Source organism: Halomonas sp. Ps84H-12, assembly GCF_024124725.1.
Lineage (GTDB): Bacteria > Pseudomonadota > Gammaproteobacteria > Pseudomonadales > Halomonadaceae > Vreelandella > Vreelandella aquamarina.
Window position 1 is genome coordinate 12742 of sequence record NZ_JAMXSJ010000037.1, and the last position, 19452, is coordinate 32193.

Consider the following 19452-nt stretch of genomic DNA (forward strand, 5'->3'; position numbering starts at 1 on the left):
AACCTATCAACGCTATGGCAGATTTACTTTGGTATCAGTACGTGCTGATTGGGCTTATCTTTGCCTGGAGCGGTTTTGTGCGCACCAGTCTTGGCTTTGGTGGCGCGGTCTTGGCGCTGCCGTTTCTCCTGCTCGTCGTCAACGAACCATTGGTGTTCCTGCCGATTATTGCTATTCATCTGCTGATTTTTTCCAGTTGGATTGCCTGGAATGGGCATCGTCAGCTGCAGCAGGCGGGCAGCAGCGCTGCGGTTCAGAGCAACATCGACTGGGGCTATTTAGGCAAAGCGCTCAAGATCATGATCGTGCCCAAGCTGGTGGGGGTGGTTGGGTTGCTCACCCTGCCCGCCAATGTGATGACCAGTATCATCTTCGGTATCGTGATCATCTACGCCATCGGCTATGTGCTAAATAAGCCGTTTAGAAGTAACAATAAGTACGTGGATTATGTACTGCTGGGGCTGGGGGGCTACGTTAGCGGCACGTCGCTGATTGGCGCACCGCTGATTGTGTCCGTGTTCGCCACTCATGTCGCGAAAGAGCAGTTACGCGACACCATGTTTGTGCTGTGGTTTATTTTGGTCGTGATCAAAATGGTGTCGTTTGTGATTGCGGGCGTTGACCTACAGCTCATTCATCAACTGTGGCTGCTGCCCTGTGCCTTTATCGGCCACTTGCTTGGTGAAAAAGCCCACCGCTACTTGCTTAATGCCGATACGGGGCTGTTTTTTCGCGTATTGGGCGCAGTGCTGATTGTGGTCAGTGTGGTAGGGCTGATTCACCCGCCGGGGTAACTTGCACACAAACAAAAACGGCCACTTGCTCTAAAAGCTAAGTGGCCGTTTTCATTGAATTCTTGGTCGGAATAGCAGGATTCGAACCTACGACCTCTGCCTCCCGAAGGCAGCGCTCTACCAAGCTGAGCTATATTCCGAAAGTTGCTGAGGCGTGCCCAACAACGGGACGAATCATACGCAGGCGAAGGGCTTTTTTCAAGCCTCTTTTTTCACGCCCTTTCTTTGTACAACGCGAAAAGCGTTGTCGGTTACGCTTGGCGATCCACGGCTAAGCGGGCAAGTTGAGCCATGCTGTCGCGATAAGGGCTAGGGGGCAGTGAATCCAGTTCAGCTAGCGCTTTATCCGCCATCTCTTCTGCCTGTGCGCGGGTGTACGCCAGCGCCCCGGTGTCGTGAATAATCGCCAGTACGTCGTCTAGCTGTTCAAGACCGCCTTTGCGAATCACCTGACGAATCAGCTTGGCTTGCTCAGGGGTGCCGCGCTCCATGGCGTGAATGAGCGGTAGCGTGGGCTTGCCTTCGGCCAAGTCGTCGCCAACGTTTTTGCCCATCGCCTCGGCGTCGCCTTGGTAGTCCAGCAAGTCGTCAATCAGTTGGAAAGCGAGACCCAGGTAGCGGCCGTAATGCTGCAGGGCGCGCTCCTGTTCTGGCGTGGCTTTGGCGAGCACCGCGCCGCTATGGGAGGCGGCTTCAAACAGCATCGCGGTTTTACCCTGGATGGTCTCGAAGTAATCCGCCTCGGAAATACTGGGGTTGCCAATGTTGGTCAACTGCAGCACTTCACCTTCTGCGATCACGCAGGTGGCTCCGGATAGGATCGCCATGATGCGCATGGAGCCTACATCCACCATCATCTGGAACGAGCGGGAGTAGAGGAAATCACCCACCAGCACGGAAGGCGCATTGCCCCAGGCGTCGTTGGCGGTTTTTTTGCCCCGGCGCATGTGCGACTCATCCACCACGTCATCGTGCAACAGAGTGGAGGTATGCATAAACTCGATCAGCGTGGCGAGGGTAATATGCTTGTCGCCCTCATAGCCCAACGAGCGGGCCGCCAGCAGTACCAGTAGCGGGCGCAGGCGTTTACCGCCGCTTTCAATAATGTACTGGCCGATGGTTTCCACCAGCGGCACTTTAGAGTTGAGCTGAGCAACAATGGTGCGGTTGACGGCTTCAAAGTCATCGGCCACCACGGCGTGCAGCGGTGAAGGCGATGGGCTGGCAGGCGGGATTGAGGAGACGTTGGCTGTCATGGGTTCCGTTCATCGCGGCAGGTAAGAGTGGAGCTCATGCTATGGGGCTGCCTGTAAGGCGTCAAGGTATAGCCGCGCTAAGCAGGCCCAGGCAGGCGTTTGGAAGATTGACAAGCCCCGGTGGCCTTGTGGTATGAAGCGATAGTCGTTATAATCCGCGACCCACTCATCATGCTCCCTGTCAGATGGCTGCCAAAAGAGGCGCCACTCGCAGCAGGTCGATAAGAGCGGAAGGCGATGAGCGTTGGTTACGCGGGGCGTAACCGGCATTAACGACAAGTCCGGAGAGCGACATGTACGCAGTTATTAAAAGCGGTGGTAAACAGTACCGCGTTCAAGAAGGTCAAACCCTCAAGCTCGAGAAAATCGAAGTCGCTACCGGCGAAACGATTGAGTTTGATGAAGTGCTGCTGGTTGCAGACGGCGATGACGTAAACATTGGCGCACCTTTCATTAGCGGTGCCAAAGTTTCCGCTGAAATCGTTTCCCACGGCCGTGGCGATAAAGTGACGATCATCAAATTCCGTCGCCGGAAGCACCACATGAAGCGTCAGGGCCACCGTCAGTGGTTCACTGAAGTCAAAATTACCGGAATTTCTGCGTAAGCAGCCAATTCCCTTTAGGAGGATTTTGCAATGGCACATAAAAAGGCAGCCGGCTCCACGCGTAACGGTCGCGATTCCGAATCCAAACGCCTTGGTGTGAAACTCTTCGGTGGCCAAGCGGCAACCGCAGGTAACATCATCGTTCGTCAGCGTGGCACGCGCTTCCACGCTGGCACTGGCGTTGGCCTGGGTCGTGATCACACGCTGTTCGCTCTGAACGACGGCTTCGTGAAGTTCGAGACCAAAGGTCCGAACAACCGTAAATTCGTCAGCATCGTTTCTGCCTAAGCAACCTCGGTTGCTTTGTGTAAGTTGGTTTGTATGACTTACGCAGTGCGAAGATGACGAAAGAAAAGCCCCGCCATGGCGGGGCTTTTTTGTCTTTTCGATCCCTTTTGCCCGCATAAGGCGGGTGGGGATAGTGCAGTGAGGGCGGCGGAAGCGGCCGGGAGAATCCAATGCAGTTCGTCGATGAAGCCTCGATTATTGTTGAGGCAGGTAAGGGCGGCAATGGCTGTCTGAGCTTTCGCCGCGAGAAATATGTGCCCAAGGGTGGCCCCGATGGTGGTGATGGCGGCCACGGTGGCAGCGTTTATCTGATTGGTGATGATTCGCTCAACACCTTGATTGATTTCAAATTTCAGCGTTTCTACAAAGCTGAAAATGGGCAAGGCGGCATGGGCCGCCAGATGAGCGGTAAAGCTGGTGAAGACCTGCACGTAAAAGTGCCGGTGGGCACCACGGTGATTGATGAAGACACCCTTGAGGTGATTGCCGACGTGACCGAAATTGGTCAGGTCGTGCTGGTAGCAGAAGGCGGCCGCCGTGGGTTGGGGAATATTCACTTTAAATCCTCCACCAACCGTGCGCCGCGGCGCACCACGCCGGGCACCGAAGGCGACCGTCGCAACCTGCGCCTGGAAATGAAAGTGATGGCGGATGTGGGCCTGCTGGGCATGCCCAACGCCGGTAAGTCGACGCTGATTCGTTCGGTCTCTGCGGCCAAGCCCAAAGTGGCTAACTACCCGTTCACTACGCTGGTGCCAAACCTGGGCGTGGTGAAGCTGGGGATGCATGAGCACTTTGTAATGGCCGACGTACCGGGGCTGATTGAAGGTGCCTCCGACGGTGCTGGCCTGGGGCTGCGCTTCTTGAAGCACCTGACCCGCACGCGGCTGCTGTTCCACGTGGTTGATGTGGCGCCGTTTGATGAGTCCGACCCGGTGGAAGCCGCGCAGGCGATTATTCACGAGCTTGGTCAGTTCTCTCCGGCGCTCTCCGAGCGGCCCCGCTGGCTGGTGTTGAACAAGTTCGACCTGCTGCCGGAAGAGGAGCGCGAAGCGCGGGCCCAGGCGATCATCGAGGCGCTGAACTGGGACGGTCCAGTGTTCCGTATTTCGGCGATCAGCAGCGAAGGCACTGACAAGCTGGTGCAGGCGGCGTACCGCTGGCTCACCGAGCAGCAGCGTCTGGAAAACGAAGACGAAGAGGCCCATGCCCGCGAGCAGGAGATGCGCCGTCGCATGGAGGAGGAGTCGGTGGCCCGTACCGAAGCCCGCCTTGGCCGTCGTCGTAAGCGCGATGATGAAGAAGACGATGACGATTTCGACGACGATGATTACGATGTCGAAGTGGAGTACGCCCCGTAGGCAGAAGGCGTTCTGGGAACGATAAATCGCGTGAGCGCAATGGCGTGGGAGAGTCGTGACGTGGAAAGCAACGAGCAGTTGCCGGGCCGTGAGGCGCTGAGTAGCGCCCGCCGGGTGGTGGTCAAAATTGGCAGCGCGCTGCTCACCAATGATGGTCGTGGGCTGGACGAAGCGGCCATTGGCGGCTGGGTGGATCAAATTGCCGCCCTGCATCAGCAGGGTAAAGAGGTGGTGTTGGTCTCCTCCGGTGCGGTGGCAGCTGGCATGGTGCGCTTGGGCTGGCAGGCGCGTCCGAGCGCCGTGCACGAGCTTCAGGCGGCCGCCGCGGTGGGGCAAAATGGCCTGACCCAGTGCTACGAGCAGCACTTTGCGCGCCACGGCATGCTCACCGCGCAGATTCTGCTCACCCACGACGACCTCTCTAACCGCAAGCGCTACCTGAATGCGCTCTCGGCATTGCGCACGCTGGTCGAAATGCGCGTGGTACCGGTGATCAACGAAAACGATACCGTCGTCACCGACGAGATCCGCTTTGGCGATAATGACACCCTCGGCGCGCTGGTGGCCAACCTGCTGGAAGCCGATGCGCTGCTGCTGCTCACCGACCAGGAAGGCCTGTTCGATGCCGACCCCCGCCATAATCCTGACGCCACGCTGATTACTGAGGGGCGTGCTGACGACCCCCGCTTGGCCGCCGTGGCAGGCAGCGGCGGGGCGTTGGGCCGGGGTGGTATGAGCACCAAAGTGCGCGCTGCCCAGCTCGCGGCGCGTTCCGGCGCGGTAACTGTGATTGCCAGTGGTCGCCAGCCGGAGGTAATTACTCGGGTAATGAACGGTGAAGCACTCGGCACGCTGCTGCGCCCGGATCAAGCCCCTATGGCAGCGCGCAAGCGCTGGCTAGCGGGTCAGCTTCAGGTGCGCGGTACGCTGGTGCTGGATGCGGGCGCGGTCAACGTGCTGCGTGGTAAAGGCTCTAGCCTGCTGGCCGTTGGCGTGCGTGACGTGCAGGGCAGTTTTAAGCGCGGCGACATGGTGCTGTGTGTGGATGAGCAGGGCACTCGCGTGGCCAAGGGGTTGGTCAACTACGGCGCTGACGAAGCCCGCCAGCTAGCGGGCCAGCCAAGCCACCAGATCGAAGCCATCCTTGGTTACGTGGAAGCCCACGAACTGATTCATCGCGATAATCTCGTGGTGGTATAAGGCGGGTGGGTTAACCACGCCGCTTAGGCGGTAGCGGTACCTGGCGCGGCCAGTCGTTGGGTACCACCATCAGCCGCGTTAGCGGTCTCTCCTGGCCACTATTTTCCTGGCAACTCTTTTCCCAGTAGTTCTCTTCCCAGCAGTTCTCTTCTCCCTTCGGGTCGTACAGCATCACTTGCTGCGGCCCGTAGCGGTTTACCTGTGCCATCACGGCCTCCATCCGCTCATTGGCGTTGCCAAACGCGTCGAGCGATGGCGGCGCTAACCAGTGGGGCTTTGCTAGCCACGCGACTTTTAGCGCCGTGCTGTAGCGTTCGGCCACGCTAGGCCAGTCGTATTGATGGCACCACCACCCCCGCCGATGCTCGGCCGTTGCCCCGACAGGTGGTGGCAAGTTGGGCTGCCATGGATAAAACAGCACGCCGGGCATGGCAAGCTGCTGGGTCAGCAGGTTGCTTAGCGTGGTCGCTTCGCCCGTATCTCTGGGCGTTAACCAGTGAGCAATATTCGCCTGCGCCGTGCGAGTACGGGAGAGCGGTAGCTGATGATGGAGCAGGTGGCTGCACTTCAAGGCCAAACTGTCCAAGCCACCGGGCCCAATCCAGCGGCTTTGGCTGTTGGCTTCGCCTGGCCCGTCGGGAAGCCCAAGATAAAACTTGATCGCTACTTCCAAATGCACCGGCACTGGGTTTGTCCGCGTGCGATAAAGCATATCCAGCTCGCCCAGCGTCGTGCGGCGTTGAGTAATACGCAGATTATTGGCCAGCAGGCGGGTATTAGGGGCGTTATCCAGTAACAGCTGCCACAGCCGCTCATGGTAGTGGCCCATGCGCGTCGCTAGCTTGCCATTCAGCGCCTCAACGCCGGGCAGTAGAGCGGTCAGCCACGTATGGTGATTGTCTGTAAGGCCCAGCGTTAAGCCTGTGGGCCGTCCAGGATAAGCGCCAAGGGTGACTAAATCGGGGGTTGCTAACAGCCAAGCGAGATCGCGCAGCACTGTATGGCGTATCGCGTCGCTGACACCTTCGGCGGAGGTCGTCAAAAAGTCTCTCCTATTCGCTAGCTTGAGAGGCGGCTGTGCTAACCGCCGGTGGCTACGCTAACGACATTCATGTGGGATGCCAATCAAATCCTAGTGAATGCGTAGGTACAAAAAAGCGGCGAGCCCGAAGGCCCGCCGCAGAGAGTGTATGAATAGAGTGTATTAACAGAGCGTACTAACAGAATGTACGGCTAGATGTACGAGACGCGAATGCGATTAGTCGCGATCCATCTGGGTGACTTCAAAAGAACCCTGGCGCAGGCTCAGTTCCAGCTCGCGACCGTTTTGCTCGCGGCCTTCAACATCGATGATGCCGCTTTTATCGATATCGATGCTTTCAAATTCGGTCATACCTTCCTGGCTGGCAGCATTGAGTGCTTGGCGAACGTCATCTTCGCTCATACCCCAGGCACCGGTAATCAGGCGCTTACGCTCTTCTTGCAGGGTGTCGCCGTTATCCATGGAGAAGTCCACATCGGCGTACCACTCATCGTCTAACCAGCCTTCTACTTCTACACGGCCACGGTCATCAACATTAATCTCTTCAAGCTGAGTGAACCCGTAGTCGGCAGCGTAGGTCAGAATGTCATCAATCCGGTCGACCGGCTGAGTGTCTGCCTGGGCGCTACCTGCAGCAGCGGCAAGCAGAAGAGCAGAAGTTGGGATCAGCAGCATTTTTTTCATAACGTTCATATCAAATTCCTTCTTTGCTTAGTGAATGCATTGTCGGATGATGCCTAACGAAGGTCAGTTAGCGAATGCGACAGGGTATTTATATCATTGTGGTTCTTTCCTTAACCTGACAAAGCTGTTCATCTAGCGTTCATGTTGCCTTTGGCATCCTACTGTTATGAAAAATACGTCTCTTCTCCCACTCAAGCAGCGCTCCTGGCAACGGCTCCCCTATAAGTTTGCGCTGATGTTGGCGTTGGTGCTCATGCTGATGCTGATGCTGATGGGTAGCGCGACCGGTGACCAACATTGGGAAGCGTTACACAGCGAGGTTCGGCGTGGTGATGTAGTGCCGTTGGAGACCATTCTTGACTGGCTGGACGCCCACTACATCGGTGATGTGTTGGAAGTCGAAATTGATCGTGATGACGGGCTGGTTGAGTATGAAATTAAGCTGCTTGGCCCCCAGGGGCAGGTAGTGGAGTTTGAGTTCGACGGTCACAGTGGCCAGCTTATGCAAATAGAGGGCGTGCGCATCCGCGAGATGCAGCGTTAAGACGTTTGCCTGCGTCCCCCACCTTCCTGCCTCCATTGGGTTTATTGATAAGGTTTTTTTGATGAAGTGTTTACTGGTAGAGGATGACCAGGCGCTTGCCCGTGAGCTGAGTCAAGCGTTGCAAGATGGTGACTGGATCGTTGAGCTGGCGGAAAACGGCCAGGAAGCAGATTTTTTGGTGCGCACGGAGGCGTACGATACGGTCATTTTGGATATTGGCCTGCCCGATGGCGATGGCACTCGCTGGCTCTCTTCTTGGCGGGAGGATGGTATTGATCTGCCGGTACTGATCTTAACGGCCCGTGAACGCTGGGCCGATAAAGCCGCTGGCTTTACCGCCGGGGCCGATGACTACGTCACCAAACCCTTTGAACCCGCCGAAGTGCTGTTTCGCCTGCGGGCCTTGGTGCGCCGTACCCATGGCCATGCGCACCCGGTGCTTAAAGTGGGCGAGCTTAGCCTGGATACTCACACCCAGCATGTCACCTTGGCGGGGCGTCCCGTGAGCTTAACCGCTCAGGAAACCCGCCTATTAAGCTACTTAATGCATGCCGCGCCGCGAGTGGTCAGCCGCAGCGAGCTGTCTGAGCACGTTTACGACCGTGACCACGAGCCCGACTCCAACGTCATTGATGTTCAGGTCAGTCGGTTGCGGCGCAAGCTAGGCGCGTGGCGCATTGCCACGCTGCGCGGTCAGGGGTATCGCCTGTTAGCCGATGAGCCGAGCGATTCATGAGCGCCGATGTGCTCTCTTGGAGTCAGCGCTGGGCTAGCCGCTCCATCAATCTACGCCTGCTGTTGGCGGTGCTGCTCATGGTGCTGCTGGCGCTGCCGGTTGCTGGTTGGCTATTGGCCCACCATTACCGCACCGCTGCGGTCAATGCGTTTGATGAACGGCTGGAAGCGACGCTCAATGTGGTGATTGCTGGGGTCACCTACGACCCGCTGAACCAGCAGCTGAACTATGAGCGCGCCCTGGGCGACTCGCGTTTTGACCATGTCTATTCCGGCTGGTATTGGCAAATCACCGATGAGGCGAACCGCTCGGTCGCATCGCGCTCGTTATGGGATCAGCGTTTGCCGGTGCTGGAGAGCGAGCGGGTGACCGCCCGCACGTTACCAGGCCCAAGGGGACAGCAGTTACGTGTCGTTGAACGCGATATTTATCTAGCGCCTTTAGAAACACCGCTGCACGTGAGCGTGGCTGCGCGGGACGATGATTTACGCGAAGATATTCAGGAGTTTCAGCAGATGCTGTGGCTGGGCCTGCTGGGCCTAGGGGCGCTGCTACTGGGCGTACTGGCGCTTCAGGTACGCTGGGGGTTAGCGCCGCTGCGGCGTATGAATGCTAACCTGCGCGAGGTGGAGCAGGGGCGAGCAGAGCAGTTAGAAACTCGTTTGCCCGACGAGCTGGCCACATTGGCAAAATCCATGAACGCCGTGCTGGCCCGTGACCAGCGGCTCATCGAACGGGGCCGCCACACGGCAGGTAACCTCGCTCACGCCCTAAAAACGCCGATTAGTGTGATGCGGCTGTTGGCCAAACAGCTACCGGGCGAGAGTCGCGATACCTGGGAGGCCGAGCTGTCGCGTATCGACAGTGCCGTGCGCCACCATCTGGCGCGAGCTTCCGCTGCGGGCGAGGGAGTACGCTTTGCTCCGGTGGCTCTCCAAGGCACACTGGCCCCGCTCATCACCGGGCTTGCCCGGCTAGCGCAGCGCCGCCATATTACCCTGCGCCAAACCGTGGATAGCGGCGTGCGGGTGCATATGGATGGTCAGGACCTGCAGGAGATGGTGGGTAATCTACTGGACAACGCCCTGCGCTGGGGCAAAAGCGATGTGCATATCCGCTTGCAGGCTCAAAGCGAGATGCTGTTGCTGGTTGTCAGCGATGACGGCCCCGGCATGACGCCGCAAGAGTGTCAAGCCGCTGTCCAGCGCGGCAGGCGGCTGGATGAGCAGCGCTCTGGCAGCGGATTGGGATTAGCCATCGTGACGGACCTTGTCACGCTTTATCATGGCCAGATGCGTCTTCAGCGCGCCGAGTCTGGCGGTTTAGAGGTAGTCATTGAACTGCCTGTGGTCGCTACTTAACGATCTTAAGAGCGATGCAACACACAGCACAGAGGGTGTGAAATGACACAAATCGCCACGACGTTACCCGACGTACTGGTTGGACCTTTGCTGCGTCGCCTCTCGCCGTCGCGGCTGATTTTATGGCTGGTAGCGACCCGTCCGCTGACCATGCTGCTCGTGCTGAACCCCGAGCAAGAGGAGCAGCAAACCCACGCGTTAGATAACGCCCACCAGCGCGTGGCGATTGGTCGGCATGCTTATATTCACTGTATCGACCTTTCGCTGCCCACCGCGCTGCCCACCGACACCCGCATTGCCTACGACCTGCAGGTACAAAGCACTGATGGCGCGTGGCAGCCCCTGCCGGAGTGGGCGCCGTGGCTATGCCACGATGACTATGACTACCCAGGGTTTGTGTTGGCCTCTCGCCACCACCGTCTGATGCACGGCTCCTGTCGTAAACCCCATCACGATAGCGCCGATGGCTTAGTGCGGGCCGATAACTGGATAGCCGAGCGCCAGGAGTCCCCTACCGAGTGGCCCGCTTGGCTGCTGATGACCGGCGACCAAGTGTACGTGGACGACGTGGCAGGCCCCATGCTGCGGGCGGTTCATGCGCTGATCGCCCGCCTGGGGCTGGTGGATGAGCTGCTTGAGGGCGCTACCGTCGATGACAGCCAAGCGCTGTATAACGCCCCGGAAAGCTACTACCACCGGGAAGCGCTGCTGCCGGATGTCACCAGCAACGCGGCGCTGCGTGAGCGCTTTTTTGGCGGCGTAAAAAAGCCGGTATTCACCTCGGCGAACGCCCAGAACCACCTGATGACGCTGGCCGAGATGCTCGCCATGTACTGCCTAGTGTGGTCGCCCGTGCCGTGGCAGGTGATTGCCTATGACGCCCCGGCGTTAGGCGAAAAAGATGCTGAGGCTTACCAGGAAGAGCAGGCGATCATCGAAGCGTTCGTAGAGGGTCTGCCTCAGTGCGCGCGGCTGATGGCCCACGTGCCCAGCCTGATGATTTTTGATGATCATGATGTCACCGATGACTGGAACCTGACTGCCGACTGGGAGCGCTGTGCCTACGGCCACCCGTTCTCAAAACGTATTATCGGCAACGCGCTGGTGGCGTACCTGCTCTGCCAAGGGTGGGGGAATGCGCCCGATAAACTTAATCCGTTGCTTCACCAAGCGATCACGCTGTTCGACGATGTCGGCCCGCTGAAGCCTGACCGCCAGGACGCGTTTATCGAGCGGCTGCTGCGCTTTCAGGGCTGGGAGTTTCAGGTGCCGGGCACGCCCGTACTCATCGTGCTGGACACCCGTACGCGCCGCTGGCGCAGCGAGCGCAGCCCCAACCGCCCGTCAGGCTTGATGGATTGGGAGGCGCTGATGGAGATGCAGCAGGCGCTGCTGGGCACTAAAAGCGCGGTGATCGTCTCGCCTGCGCCCATGTTTGGCGTCAAGCTGATCGAAAGTATCCAAAAACTCTTCACCCTGGCGGGCAAACCGCTGGTGGTGGATGCCGAGAACTGGATGGCGCACCGCGGTGCGGCCAACGTGCTGCTGCATATCTGGCGGCACTCCAAAACCCCCGGTAACTACGTGATCCTCTCCGGTGATGTTCACTACTCCTTTGCCTACGATATCGTCGTACGCCGCCAGAAGCGGGCTCCAAAGCTATGGCAAATCACTTCGAGTGGGGTGAAAAATACTTTTCCCAAGCAGTTGCTGAATACCTTCGACCGTTTGAACCGTTGGCTCTACGCGCCGTTATCGCCGCTGAACTGGTTCACCAAGCGGCGCAAGCTTAGCATCTACCCCCGGGACCCAGACCAAGCCAGCGCCGGAGAGCGGCTATGGAACGCCAGCGGCATTGGGCTGGTAAGCCTGGATGAGCAGGGCAACCCGACGGATATTCGCCAGCTCGATGCCAGCGGCGGTGACGTGGTCTTTCCGCCCCCTAAGGTGCCTGTCGACTCGTAGAGAACCGCTGTCTGTCATACAAATGTCATCACAATGACGCACGCTTGCTGCCCTAGAACCTTCCTCATGGAGCGTTACAAATCATAGGGATAGTTTACGTTTGATAGGGCAGCAGGCATATGACCGCACAAGAAGCGCAGTGGCTAAATCAAATTATTGCGGCAGAAGAGCTGCACGTGCTATTCCAACCGATTGTGGACGCCAATCAGCAGGCCATTTATGGCTATGAAGCGCTGATCCGCGGGCCAAAAACGTCCCCGCTTCACTCCCCTCTGCGGCTATTTGATGTGGCGACCCAGGCTGGCCTGCTGGTTGAATTGGACTTGCTGTGTCGGCGGCTCGCCATTCGCCGCTTTGCCGAGCTTGAGCTGCCGGGGTTGTTGTTTCTCAACGTGATGCCGTTAACCATCGTGGAGCGTGACTTTCGCGAGGGGCTGACGCTGAGCTTTATTCAAGAGAGCGGCCTGCCCCCTGAGCGCGTGGTCATTGAGTTGACCGAGCACGTGCCGATTCACGACTACGAACTGATGCGTCAAGCGGTGGACCACTACCGCGATATGGGCTTTCAGGTGGCGCTGGATGATTTAGGAGCCGGGCACTCCAGCCTGCGCCACTGGTCAGAGCTGCGGCCCGACTTCGTCAAGTTAGATCGCCACTTTATCTCTGGTATTGATCAGGAACCCGCTAAGCGCGAGTTTCTGCGCTCCATTTTGGATGTGGCGCGTAGTCTGGATTGCCAGCTCATTGCGGAAGGGGTCGAGACGGCTGCCGAGCATCTCTGCCTATGGGAGCTAGACCGCGGGTTGGCACTGCTGCAGGGGTTTTACTTTGCCCGGCCAAGCCTTCAGCCGCCCATGCAGCTCAATACGCTCCTGCCTGCCACGACCCAGCTTAAAAGTCCGGCGGGTCGCACCGCGCACTCCATTTTACGCCCCATTGAGAGCGTCTCGGCGAGCTGTTTGGTGCCAGCACTGGCCGAGCGCTTTCGCGGGGACCCGCGCTTGCGCTGCGTGGCGGTGATCGAAGAGGGCGTTCCCGTGGCGGTGGTGCGCCGCAATGCCTTCCTCACGCTGTTCACCAATCAGTACAGTCACGCGCTGTACGCCAAGCGCTGCGTGCTGGAGATTGCTGACCCTAAAATGATCGTCGCGGATGCGGATCTCTCCCTGGAGGCGCTTAGCCAGCAGCTCACCGACAGCCGCGACATCGAACAGGAAGATTTCGTCATCGTCGATGGCGATGGTCAGTACCTGGGGATGGGGAATATCGTCGACTTGCTGCGAGAAATTACCGCGATTCAAGTGCGCCAAGCGCGCCATGCCAATCCACTCACCGGGCTGCCCGGCAATATTCTGATCAACGAAACCTTGTCTTCGTATTTATCCCAAGGCAGCGGCTTTGCGGCGGCCTATGTGGATTTAGATAACTTCAAGGCGTTTAACGATGCCTACGGCTACGCCCGCGGCGACCACGTAATTATTTCACTCTCAAGGCTGCTACAGGCCCAGGTAGAGAGTGCGGGTGGCTTTATCGGCCATATCGGCGGCGACGATTTCATGATGCTGCTACCTCTGGGGCACTGGGAAAGCGTGTGCAGGCAGATTCTGCACTCCTTTGAAGTGATGGCGCCTGGATTTTACGAAGAAAAAGACCGCCAGCAAGGGGGCATTTCGATAGAGAGCCGTCAGGGAGGCGTGACGTTCTTCCCCTTTGTCAGTGTTTCCATTGCGGTTAAACCGATTACCGACCCCGCCCCTTGCAAGGCGCTGGAGATCGCCGCGCAGCTCTCGGAACTCAAGCATCAGGCCAAGAAAACCGCGGGTAACAGCCTGTTTGTGGAGCGGCGCGGCTGCTGTGTAGGTGGCTGTCGCTAGGTTGTCACGCAGCCGTAATCAGGGCGTCATGAGAGTGTCCTGCCGCTGTCATATCAAAACATCACTATGGCGTTAACACTTCATAACTCGCTCAGGTGATGCATGCATACTTGTTCGTATGCAATGCGCTGCTGCGCCAAGTGCTGGAACAGCCGCTTAGCAATGGCTTAGTGATGGATTTGCCCTATGCGGCGATGAGCCGCCTGCGCCACGAGCGCCATGCACTAGGCGAAAGCACGTTTATCGAGTGGATAGGCCGTTAACGGCGAGTGATGCAGTAGCGGGTCAACGGCGCTTAGGCCATGATAAGAGCAACACGTTTTTTGGAGCGTTGCCATGTCATTGAGTCGCTGTTCATCTCTTTGTGCGCTGCTCATGCTGCTGCTCTTGGCAGGGTGTGCCAGTAAAGACGTAGCTATGACCCCCGCGCCCAGCCTGCCATCGGGCATCTCGATGGAGCGCGCGTTGATACTCTCCCATGCCCAGCAGGCGATCGGCACGCCTTATCGCTTGGGTGGCAACTCTCCCGACGGTTTGGACTGCTCCGGCCTCGTCGAGATGACCTACCGCGCCGCAGGTATTCGCGTGCCACGCACCGCCGACGGCCAGTTTCGTGCGCTTCCCCAAGTAGATGCCCCACGTCCCGGCGACCTGCTGTTTTTCGGCGATGGCAACAAAGCCACGCACGTTGGCATCTATGGCGGCAATCGTCAGATGATTCATGCTCCCGGCAGTGGCCGAGCGGTGGTCAGCGTGCCGCTGGATATCGACTACTGGCAGCAGCGCTTTTTAGGGGCGGCAGGTCCAGCCCCTTAAATGAGCTGCCAGGGTGATACAGGTCAAGGTATATTTTTCTTATCGCTATACACTCGGACTGTTTTGCCAGCTAATCGTATTTAATTGCCTGGCAAAATGCGGCAAACTTGGTAAATAAAGAGTCTATATAGGCCAATAAAAAAACGAGTACGCCGCTTACCTCCCTGAACGATGTAAATTGAGGCTAAGCAACGCGATGAAAGAGATTCTCCACCGCTTACCGATGCGGTTTAAGTTTGCCCTAGTATTGGTGCTGCCTTTGATAGCGCTGGGATGGTTTGCTGCCAGTGGTGCCATTGCCCGGCAGGCAGCGGTTAACGAGCTGTCACGTATGCAAGCACTAACTGCACTGGCTCAACAGGCAGGGGGCTGGGTACATCAAGTGCAGCGGGAGCGCGGCATGACGGCTGGCTTTTTAGGCAGCCAGGGAAAGGTGTTCGGAGATCGGTTGCGCCAGCAGCGTTCAGATACGGATGCTGCTGCGGAAGCTTTTTTCCAACAGCGTGATCAACTTGATGCAACGCTGCTGACCTCCACGATCAGCTCTCAGTTGGCTGCGGTTGAGCAACAATGGCAGCAAAACCAGTCGCTGCGTGACCAGGTAGACCTGCTTAGTGTGGCAACACCGGAAGCGCTAGGCCACTATACAGGGCTTAATAGCTTGCTGATGGTACTCGTTGGCGAGCTTGCCCACTTAACGGGAGAGGGCGCGATTACCCGTCAACTGGCAGCCTATTATAATTTGTTAGAGGCAAAAGATTTGGCAGGTATTGAGCGTGCGCTTCTTTCAAATGTATTTGCTGCCGATGCGATGCCTGAAGCGACCCTGCAGCGTCTCTTGTCATTAATAGGTGAGGAACGTGCATTTCTAGAAACTTTTCGTGTCTTATCTGGTGCTGCTAACCGTGAGGCACTGGAGGCAGCTTTGAGTGGCCCGGAGGTTGAGCGCGTGCTGGAGCGGCGCGCACTAGCGATTCAGCAAACGGCAGGCTACGGGGTAAACCCAGAAGAGTGGTTCGATTGGCAAACAGTAAAAATTGGCCGCTTAAAGGCGCTGGAGGATAGTGTGTCTGCATCTATCGTGAGCACCGCTGATGAGCTTAAGCGCCAAGCACAGCGAGATCTATGGTGGTACTTAGCGATTGCTGTAGTGACTGCTGTAATTGCCATTGGCATGGCAATACTCATTGTTCGCACCATAACGAGACCGCTTCAGCGAGCGTTAGTAAGCATTGCGGAACGCGGCGATGACTTGACGCAGCGCCTGCCGGTGCCCGGTAGTGATGAGCTTTCTAGGCTTTATCAAGCGGTAAACGATGCGTCAGCGCAAACAGAACAGTTGATTGCTGAAATGAAGCGCAATGCACAGTCGGTAGCGCTTGCCAGCAATGAAATTGCTCAGGGCAACCAAGATCTTGCTCAGCGCACTGAGGAGCAGTCAGCGTCACTCGTGCAGACAGCTTCCAGTATGGAGCAGATGACCGCCACCGTGCGGCAAAATGCGGATAACGCACACCAAGCTCAGCGTATGACTGGTGGCGTTGCTAACCAGGCACAAGAAGCTACTGAGGTGGCAATGCAGGCCCGGCAGGCAATGCAGCACATTCATCAGGCGAATGAGCAAGTGACAACCATCGTAACGGCTATCGATAATATTGCCTTTCAAACTAACCTATTGGCACTGAACGCATCGGTAGAGGCGGCGCGTGCTGGCGAGCATGGGCGAGGGTTTGCAGTAGTCGCTGATGAGGTACGTAAGTTGGCAAGCCGCAGTGCCGAAGAGGCTAGTCAGATCCGCCACTTGGTCAACAATAACGTAGCGCGTATTAACGAAGGTGAAGCGTTAGTTGCCACGACAAGTGACACACTGGAAAAAATTGCTGCGCGTGTGCAGCAGGTGGCGACACTGGTAGACGAGATTGCGACAGCTAGCCATGAACAGTCAGCGGGAGTTGAGCAGATTAGCCATGCGATGGCACAGCTTGAAGATGTTACCCAGCAGAATGCTTCTTTGGTTGAGCAAGTCGCCACGGCAAGCCGCTCGCTAGATGACCAGGCTGAAGAAATGACCACGCTGGTTAGCCGTTTCCGCGTTGCAGAAATATCGCCACGCCATAGTCAGCAGCTTGCCTACAGTTAATGGCGCTAAGTAAAACGCGAAAAAGGGAACCCTGTGTTCCCTTTTTGTGAGGGAGAGGGGCGTTGGCTTATGTCTGCTGAGGCTAAAGTAGCACGTTGATTTAACGCTATTTAATCTAAAACATATGTAGCAAGACGGTGTTAATATAATCGAAAGCCATTAAATTTAACCAGCTTATACGAGGAGAGCAGAGACGTATGCGCCCGCCCTTGAACGACTCGAAGGAGCAGTCTTTGCCTCACCCCGCTGCCCAAGCAGTATCTTGGCCGTTTAGCGCCGCCACAATGTCAGTGACCGATTCTAGTACGCTTTTAGCGCCTGCTGAATCGGCGTTTCGCTACGCTAATGAGGCCATCATCATTACCGATGCTGATAATCTTGTGGTGGATGCTAATCCAGCCTTCTGCGAGCTAACGGGGTTGGCGCTGAGTGAAATTCGAGGCCGGTCGCCGGAAGCGTTTAGCATTTTGCCACTTGATGATAGTCGCACCACGCGTCTGTTACGCGAGGAGCTTCAACTGCGTGACCGCAGTAAAAGTCAGATTAGTTATCGTAGCCACGACGGGCAGTTTTACCCCGGTATGATGTCAATTAACCGGGTACGGGATGAGCAGGGTCGAATTGATCATCATGTGATTGTGCTGGCAGATCTTTCTGCCATTCCTTCCCACGCCCGTCACTTGAACCGTGAAGTCTATTTTGATGCGTTAACAGGGCTGCCAAACCTGCAGCTGCTAACTCAGCTTATCCAAGAGTCTATTCAGCATTCGGAACATCGGCAGCTACCGCTGGCGATTTGTTCTCTGGATATTGATCACTTCCAAGCCATTAATGATCGCCTTGGCCCCCAGATAGGCGATACGTTATTATCAGCATTCGCGCAGCGCATCAGTCATCTGCTGTTTGGTGATGATGTACTTGCTCGTATTGGCGGTGATGAGTTTGTACTGCTGCTTCACCATGGTGTCGAGGACTCGTTTTTTGAAAAGCTGTTGGCCTCCATTCGCCAACCGCTAATCGTTGAAGGCCAAGCAATTTACCTGACTGCCAGTTTAGGCGTTACTTCTTACCCAAGCGATCATGCTCAAGGCGATGTGCTTTTGCGCCATGCCAACCAAGCTATGTATCGCGCCAAGCAGCGCGGCCGGGATACCTACCACCTTTTTGATCCTACCCATGACCTTCTGCTTCAGGTACGCCATGAGCAGCGTCAGCGCTTTATGGATGCACTAAAGCATGGCGAACTACGACTTTTCTATCAGCCGCAGGTAGATATGCGCAGCGGCCAGGTTGTGGGTGTTGAGGCATTAATTCGCTGGCAACATCCCGAGCGTGGGCTGTTATCTCCTGGGCAGTTTTTGTCAACTATAGATGCCACCCCGCTGGAAGTGGATCTAGGCGAGTGGGTGTTAGAGCATGCGCTACAACAGCTGACTCAGTGGCAAAATGACGGTATTGAAATGCCGATTAACGTCAATATCAGCCCTACGCACCTTTTAGTGAGCAACTTTAGCCAACGCTTAGCAGAGCTGCTTGCCCGCTACCCTACGGTGTCGCCTTCACTGTTAAAGCTGGAAGTATTGGAAAGTGCGGCAATGCATGATGTGAAAGCTGCGCTAAAAAATATGGCTAGTTGCCAAGCGCTAGGAGTCAGTTTTGCCATTGATGATTTTGGTACTGGGTTTTCGTCGTTAACTCATTTACGCCAACTGCCTGTCAGTCTAATTAAAATTGATCAAAGCTTTGTGCGCGATATGCTGAGCGACCAGGATGACATGGCAATTGTCGAAAGCGTTATTTATATGGCGAATCGCTTTAAACGTCCAATGCTGGCCGAAGGCGTAGAGACGCTTGAGCATGCCAAGGCGCTAATGGCGCTGGGATGTGAGTTAGCCCAAGGGTATGGTATTGCTCGGCCAATGCCACCAGAAGCCGTATCAGAGTGGCTAACACATTGGACCCAGCGTCATGAGTGGCGAGCGTTAGCCACGCTATAGTCGCTCAAATGATTTAGCGTTTAAGCTGTCTGCTCGGGCGGCTCGTCATTGGCAGGCTCACTATCATGCTCACCACGCGCTTGGTTCATCTCGCTCTGTTTTTGTGCGGCCTCTAGCTTTGCTTCGAGTAAATACTGCCGTGCTTGAGCGGCAACTTGCAGATCCTTTGGCGATGGATCAGCTGGTGCCATGGCGGCTGCAATCACTGTCTGCATCTTTTCGACTGTAGCTTGTGGATCGCCAGGAACCGGACCGTAATCAATCGGCACCTCACCGGCTACTGCATAGCGTTTGCCGTCTGGGCCGACCTCATAATCGTAAGAAGCACCGCCTGTGTAGGGCCCGCCTGCTGTTTGATGAGCCATTTCATGCTGGCGCACTTCTCGATCTGTCTGCTTTAACTGCTCAAGTTGCTGAATCTCTTCCGGGGCTAACGGAGTGCCATCAGGGCGAGTAGGGCCCGCCGTCTTTTCGCTACTCTCTGTACGCTCGTCTGTCTCTTTGCTTGGCTCAGCGTTGGAAAGCGGGCCGTCGGCCTTAGAGCGTTGACTGCTAGCCTCGTTCCGCTCGACCCGCGGAGTAGGCAGGTTGGAAGCCGACCAAGTCGCAGTGGAGCCGGAAAACGCATTTAAAGCAGAAATATCCATAAGCGATTACCCCGGCTTATTCATGAGGCCGGCCCGAAAACGAAGATAGCGGATGGTATTCTCTTGAAAATTCAGTGTGTTCCGCCAAGAATCTGAACCAAGAGAGCCATCCGCTATGGGTGAAAGCCTATCCACCTGGACG

17 protein-coding genes, 1 tRNA gene and 1 pseudogene are annotated in these 19452 nt (G+C 56.8%); 14 read left to right on the forward strand and 5 right to left on the reverse strand.

Going from position 1 to position 19452, the window contains the following annotated elements:
• Window positions 1-14 precede the first annotated feature (14 nt).
• The gene (locus tag NH344_RS15395) at window positions 15-794 is read left to right on the forward strand and encodes a sulfite exporter TauE/SafE family protein (protein ID WP_044628782.1); all 780 of its coding nucleotides are present in this window, start codon (window positions 15-17) and stop codon (window positions 792-794) included.
• Window positions 795-857: 63 nt separating this feature from the next.
• Here NH344_RS15395 and NH344_RS15400 read toward each other — a convergent pair.
• Both NH344_RS15400 and ispB read right to left on the reverse strand, forming a co-directional pair.
• Window positions 858-934 (reverse strand) — tRNA-Pro (locus tag NH344_RS15400).
• 111 nt (window positions 935-1045) lie between these two features.
• A complete protein-coding gene (gene ispB / locus NH344_RS15405; protein ID WP_253028094.1) occupies window positions 1046-2050 on the reverse strand; it encodes an octaprenyl diphosphate synthase in 1005 nt (334 codons plus the stop codon).
• Between the two features lie 293 nt (window positions 2051-2343).
• Here ispB and rplU point away from each other — a divergent pair, with 293 nt between their 5' ends.
• From rplU to proB, 4 genes are all read left to right on the forward strand, one after another.
• Window positions 2344-2655: a 50S ribosomal protein L21 gene (rplU, locus tag NH344_RS15410; protein ID WP_016915863.1), complete on the forward strand. Its 312-nt coding sequence runs from the start codon at window positions 2344-2346 to the stop codon at window positions 2653-2655.
• A 30-nt stretch (window positions 2656-2685) separates the two neighbouring features.
• A complete protein-coding gene (gene rpmA / locus NH344_RS15415) occupies window positions 2686-2943 on the forward strand; it encodes a 50S ribosomal protein L27 (RefSeq protein WP_030071394.1) in 258 nt (85 codons plus the stop codon).
• Between the two features lie 170 nt (window positions 2944-3113).
• Window positions 3114-4304 carry an Obg family GTPase CgtA gene (gene cgtA, locus NH344_RS15420; RefSeq protein ID WP_044628769.1) on the forward strand — a complete coding sequence of 397 codons (1191 nt, stop codon included), beginning with the start codon at window positions 3114-3116 and terminating at the stop codon, window positions 4302-4304.
• A 39-nt stretch (window positions 4305-4343) separates the two neighbouring features.
• Window positions 4344-5504, forward strand: a complete 1161-nt coding sequence (gene proB / locus NH344_RS15425; RefSeq protein ID WP_228169070.1) for a glutamate 5-kinase — start codon at window positions 4344-4346, stop codon at window positions 5502-5504.
• A gap of 10 nt (window positions 5505-5514) precedes the next feature.
• Here the strand turns inward: proB and NH344_RS15430 are convergent, their stop codons facing one another.
• Together NH344_RS15430 and NH344_RS15435 are read right to left on the reverse strand one after the other, a co-directional pair.
• Window positions 5515-6546, reverse strand: a complete 1032-nt coding sequence (locus NH344_RS15430) for a DUF1853 family protein (protein WP_044628768.1) — start codon at window positions 6544-6546, stop codon at window positions 5515-5517.
• A gap of 216 nt (window positions 6547-6762) precedes the next feature.
• A complete protein-coding gene (locus NH344_RS15435; RefSeq protein WP_054640965.1) occupies window positions 6763-7239 on the reverse strand; it encodes a PepSY domain-containing protein in 477 nt (158 codons plus the stop codon).
• Window positions 7240-7465: 226 nt separating this feature from the next.
• Between NH344_RS15435 and NH344_RS15440 the strand changes: the two genes are divergently transcribed.
• The 9 genes and pseudogenes from NH344_RS15440 to NH344_RS15480 all read left to right on the forward strand — a co-directional run bounded on the left by NH344_RS15440 (window position 7466) and on the right by NH344_RS15480 (window position 18663).
• Window positions 7466-7774, forward strand: a complete 309-nt coding sequence (locus NH344_RS15440) for a hypothetical protein (protein ID WP_058579742.1) — start codon at window positions 7466-7468, stop codon at window positions 7772-7774.
• 61 nt (window positions 7775-7835) lie between these two features.
• The gene (locus NH344_RS15445) at window positions 7836-8510 is read left to right on the forward strand and encodes a response regulator transcription factor (RefSeq protein ID WP_058579734.1); all 675 of its coding nucleotides are present in this window, start codon (window positions 7836-7838) and stop codon (window positions 8508-8510) included.
• Window positions 8507-9871, forward strand: coding sequence for a HAMP domain-containing sensor histidine kinase (locus NH344_RS15450; RefSeq protein WP_172415833.1), 1365 nt, complete (start codon window positions 8507-8509; stop codon window positions 9869-9871). The genes NH344_RS15445 and NH344_RS15450 overlap by 4 nt, the downstream gene beginning before the upstream one ends.
• 42 nt (window positions 9872-9913) lie before the next feature.
• Complete coding sequence (locus NH344_RS15455) at window positions 9914-11836, forward strand: alkaline phosphatase D family protein (protein WP_253028095.1); 1923 nt, start codon at window positions 9914-9916, stop codon at window positions 11834-11836.
• A gap of 119 nt (window positions 11837-11955) precedes the next feature.
• Window positions 11956-13710, forward strand: a complete 1755-nt coding sequence (locus NH344_RS15460; protein WP_062360510.1) for a bifunctional diguanylate cyclase/phosphodiesterase — start codon at window positions 11956-11958, stop codon at window positions 13708-13710.
• A 95-nt stretch (window positions 13711-13805) separates the two neighbouring features.
• Window positions 13806-13973, forward strand: a pseudogene (locus NH344_RS15465) (histidine phosphatase family protein); the annotation flags it as partial.
• Between the two features lie 73 nt (window positions 13974-14046).
• Complete coding sequence (locus NH344_RS15470) at window positions 14047-14526, forward strand: C40 family peptidase (RefSeq protein ID WP_253028096.1); 480 nt, start codon at window positions 14047-14049, stop codon at window positions 14524-14526.
• A gap of 196 nt (window positions 14527-14722) precedes the next feature.
• Window positions 14723-16666, forward strand: coding sequence for a methyl-accepting chemotaxis protein (locus NH344_RS15475; protein ID WP_044628756.1), 1944 nt, complete (start codon window positions 14723-14725; stop codon window positions 16664-16666).
• Between the two features lie 284 nt (window positions 16667-16950).
• Complete coding sequence (locus NH344_RS15480; RefSeq protein WP_240312625.1) at window positions 16951-18663, forward strand: EAL domain-containing protein; 1713 nt, start codon at window positions 16951-16953, stop codon at window positions 18661-18663.
• 20 nt (window positions 18664-18683) lie between these two features.
• Here NH344_RS15480 and NH344_RS15485 read toward each other — a convergent pair whose 3' ends face one another.
• Window positions 18684-19310, reverse strand: coding sequence for a putative metalloprotease CJM1_0395 family protein (locus NH344_RS15485; RefSeq protein WP_044628754.1), 627 nt, complete (start codon window positions 19308-19310; stop codon window positions 18684-18686).
• Window positions 19311-19452: the final 142 nt, after the last annotated feature.

Bases quoted from the DNA above. Each gene is read 5' to 3' on its own strand.
- rplU (WP_016915863.1), top strand. From the start codon at position 2,344: ATGTACGCAGTTATTAAAAGCGGTGGTAAACAGTACCGCGTTCAAGAA.
- NH344_RS15395 (WP_044628782.1), top strand. From the start codon at position 15: ATGGCAGATTTACTTTGGTATCAGTACGTGCTGATTGGGCTTATCTTT.
- NH344_RS15480 (WP_240312625.1), top strand. From the start codon at position 16,951: ATGTCAGTGACCGATTCTAGTACGCTTTTAGCGCCTGCTGAATCGGCG.
- NH344_RS15460 (WP_062360510.1), top strand. From the start codon at position 11,956: ATGACCGCACAAGAAGCGCAGTGGCTAAATCAAATTATTGCGGCAGAA.
- NH344_RS15485 (WP_044628754.1), bottom strand. From the start codon at position 19,310: ATGGATATTTCTGCTTTAAATGCGTTTTCCGGCTCCACTGCGACTTGG.
- NH344_RS15470 (WP_253028096.1), top strand. From the start codon at position 14,047: ATGTCATTGAGTCGCTGTTCATCTCTTTGTGCGCTGCTCATGCTGCTG.
- ispB (WP_253028094.1), bottom strand. From the start codon at position 2,050: ATGACAGCCAACGTCTCCTCAATCCCGCCTGCCAGCCCATCGCCTTCA.
- NH344_RS15450 (WP_172415833.1), top strand. From the start codon at position 8,507: ATGAGCGCCGATGTGCTCTCTTGGAGTCAGCGCTGGGCTAGCCGCTCC.
- proB (WP_228169070.1), top strand. From the start codon at position 4,344: ATGGCGTGGGAGAGTCGTGACGTGGAAAGCAACGAGCAGTTGCCGGGC.
- rpmA (WP_030071394.1), top strand. From the start codon at position 2,686: ATGGCACATAAAAAGGCAGCCGGCTCCACGCGTAACGGTCGCGATTCC.
- NH344_RS15455 (WP_253028095.1), top strand. From the start codon at position 9,914: ATGACACAAATCGCCACGACGTTACCCGACGTACTGGTTGGACCTTTG.
- NH344_RS15475 (WP_044628756.1), top strand. From the start codon at position 14,723: ATGAAAGAGATTCTCCACCGCTTACCGATGCGGTTTAAGTTTGCCCTA.
- NH344_RS15435 (WP_054640965.1), bottom strand. From the start codon at position 7,239: ATGAACGTTATGAAAAAAATGCTGCTGATCCCAACTTCTGCTCTTCTG.
- cgtA (WP_044628769.1), top strand. From the start codon at position 3,114: ATGCAGTTCGTCGATGAAGCCTCGATTATTGTTGAGGCAGGTAAGGGC.
- NH344_RS15445 (WP_058579734.1), top strand. From the start codon at position 7,836: ATGAAGTGTTTACTGGTAGAGGATGACCAGGCGCTTGCCCGTGAGCTG.
- NH344_RS15440 (WP_058579742.1), top strand. From the start codon at position 7,466: ATGTTGGCGTTGGTGCTCATGCTGATGCTGATGCTGATGGGTAGCGCG.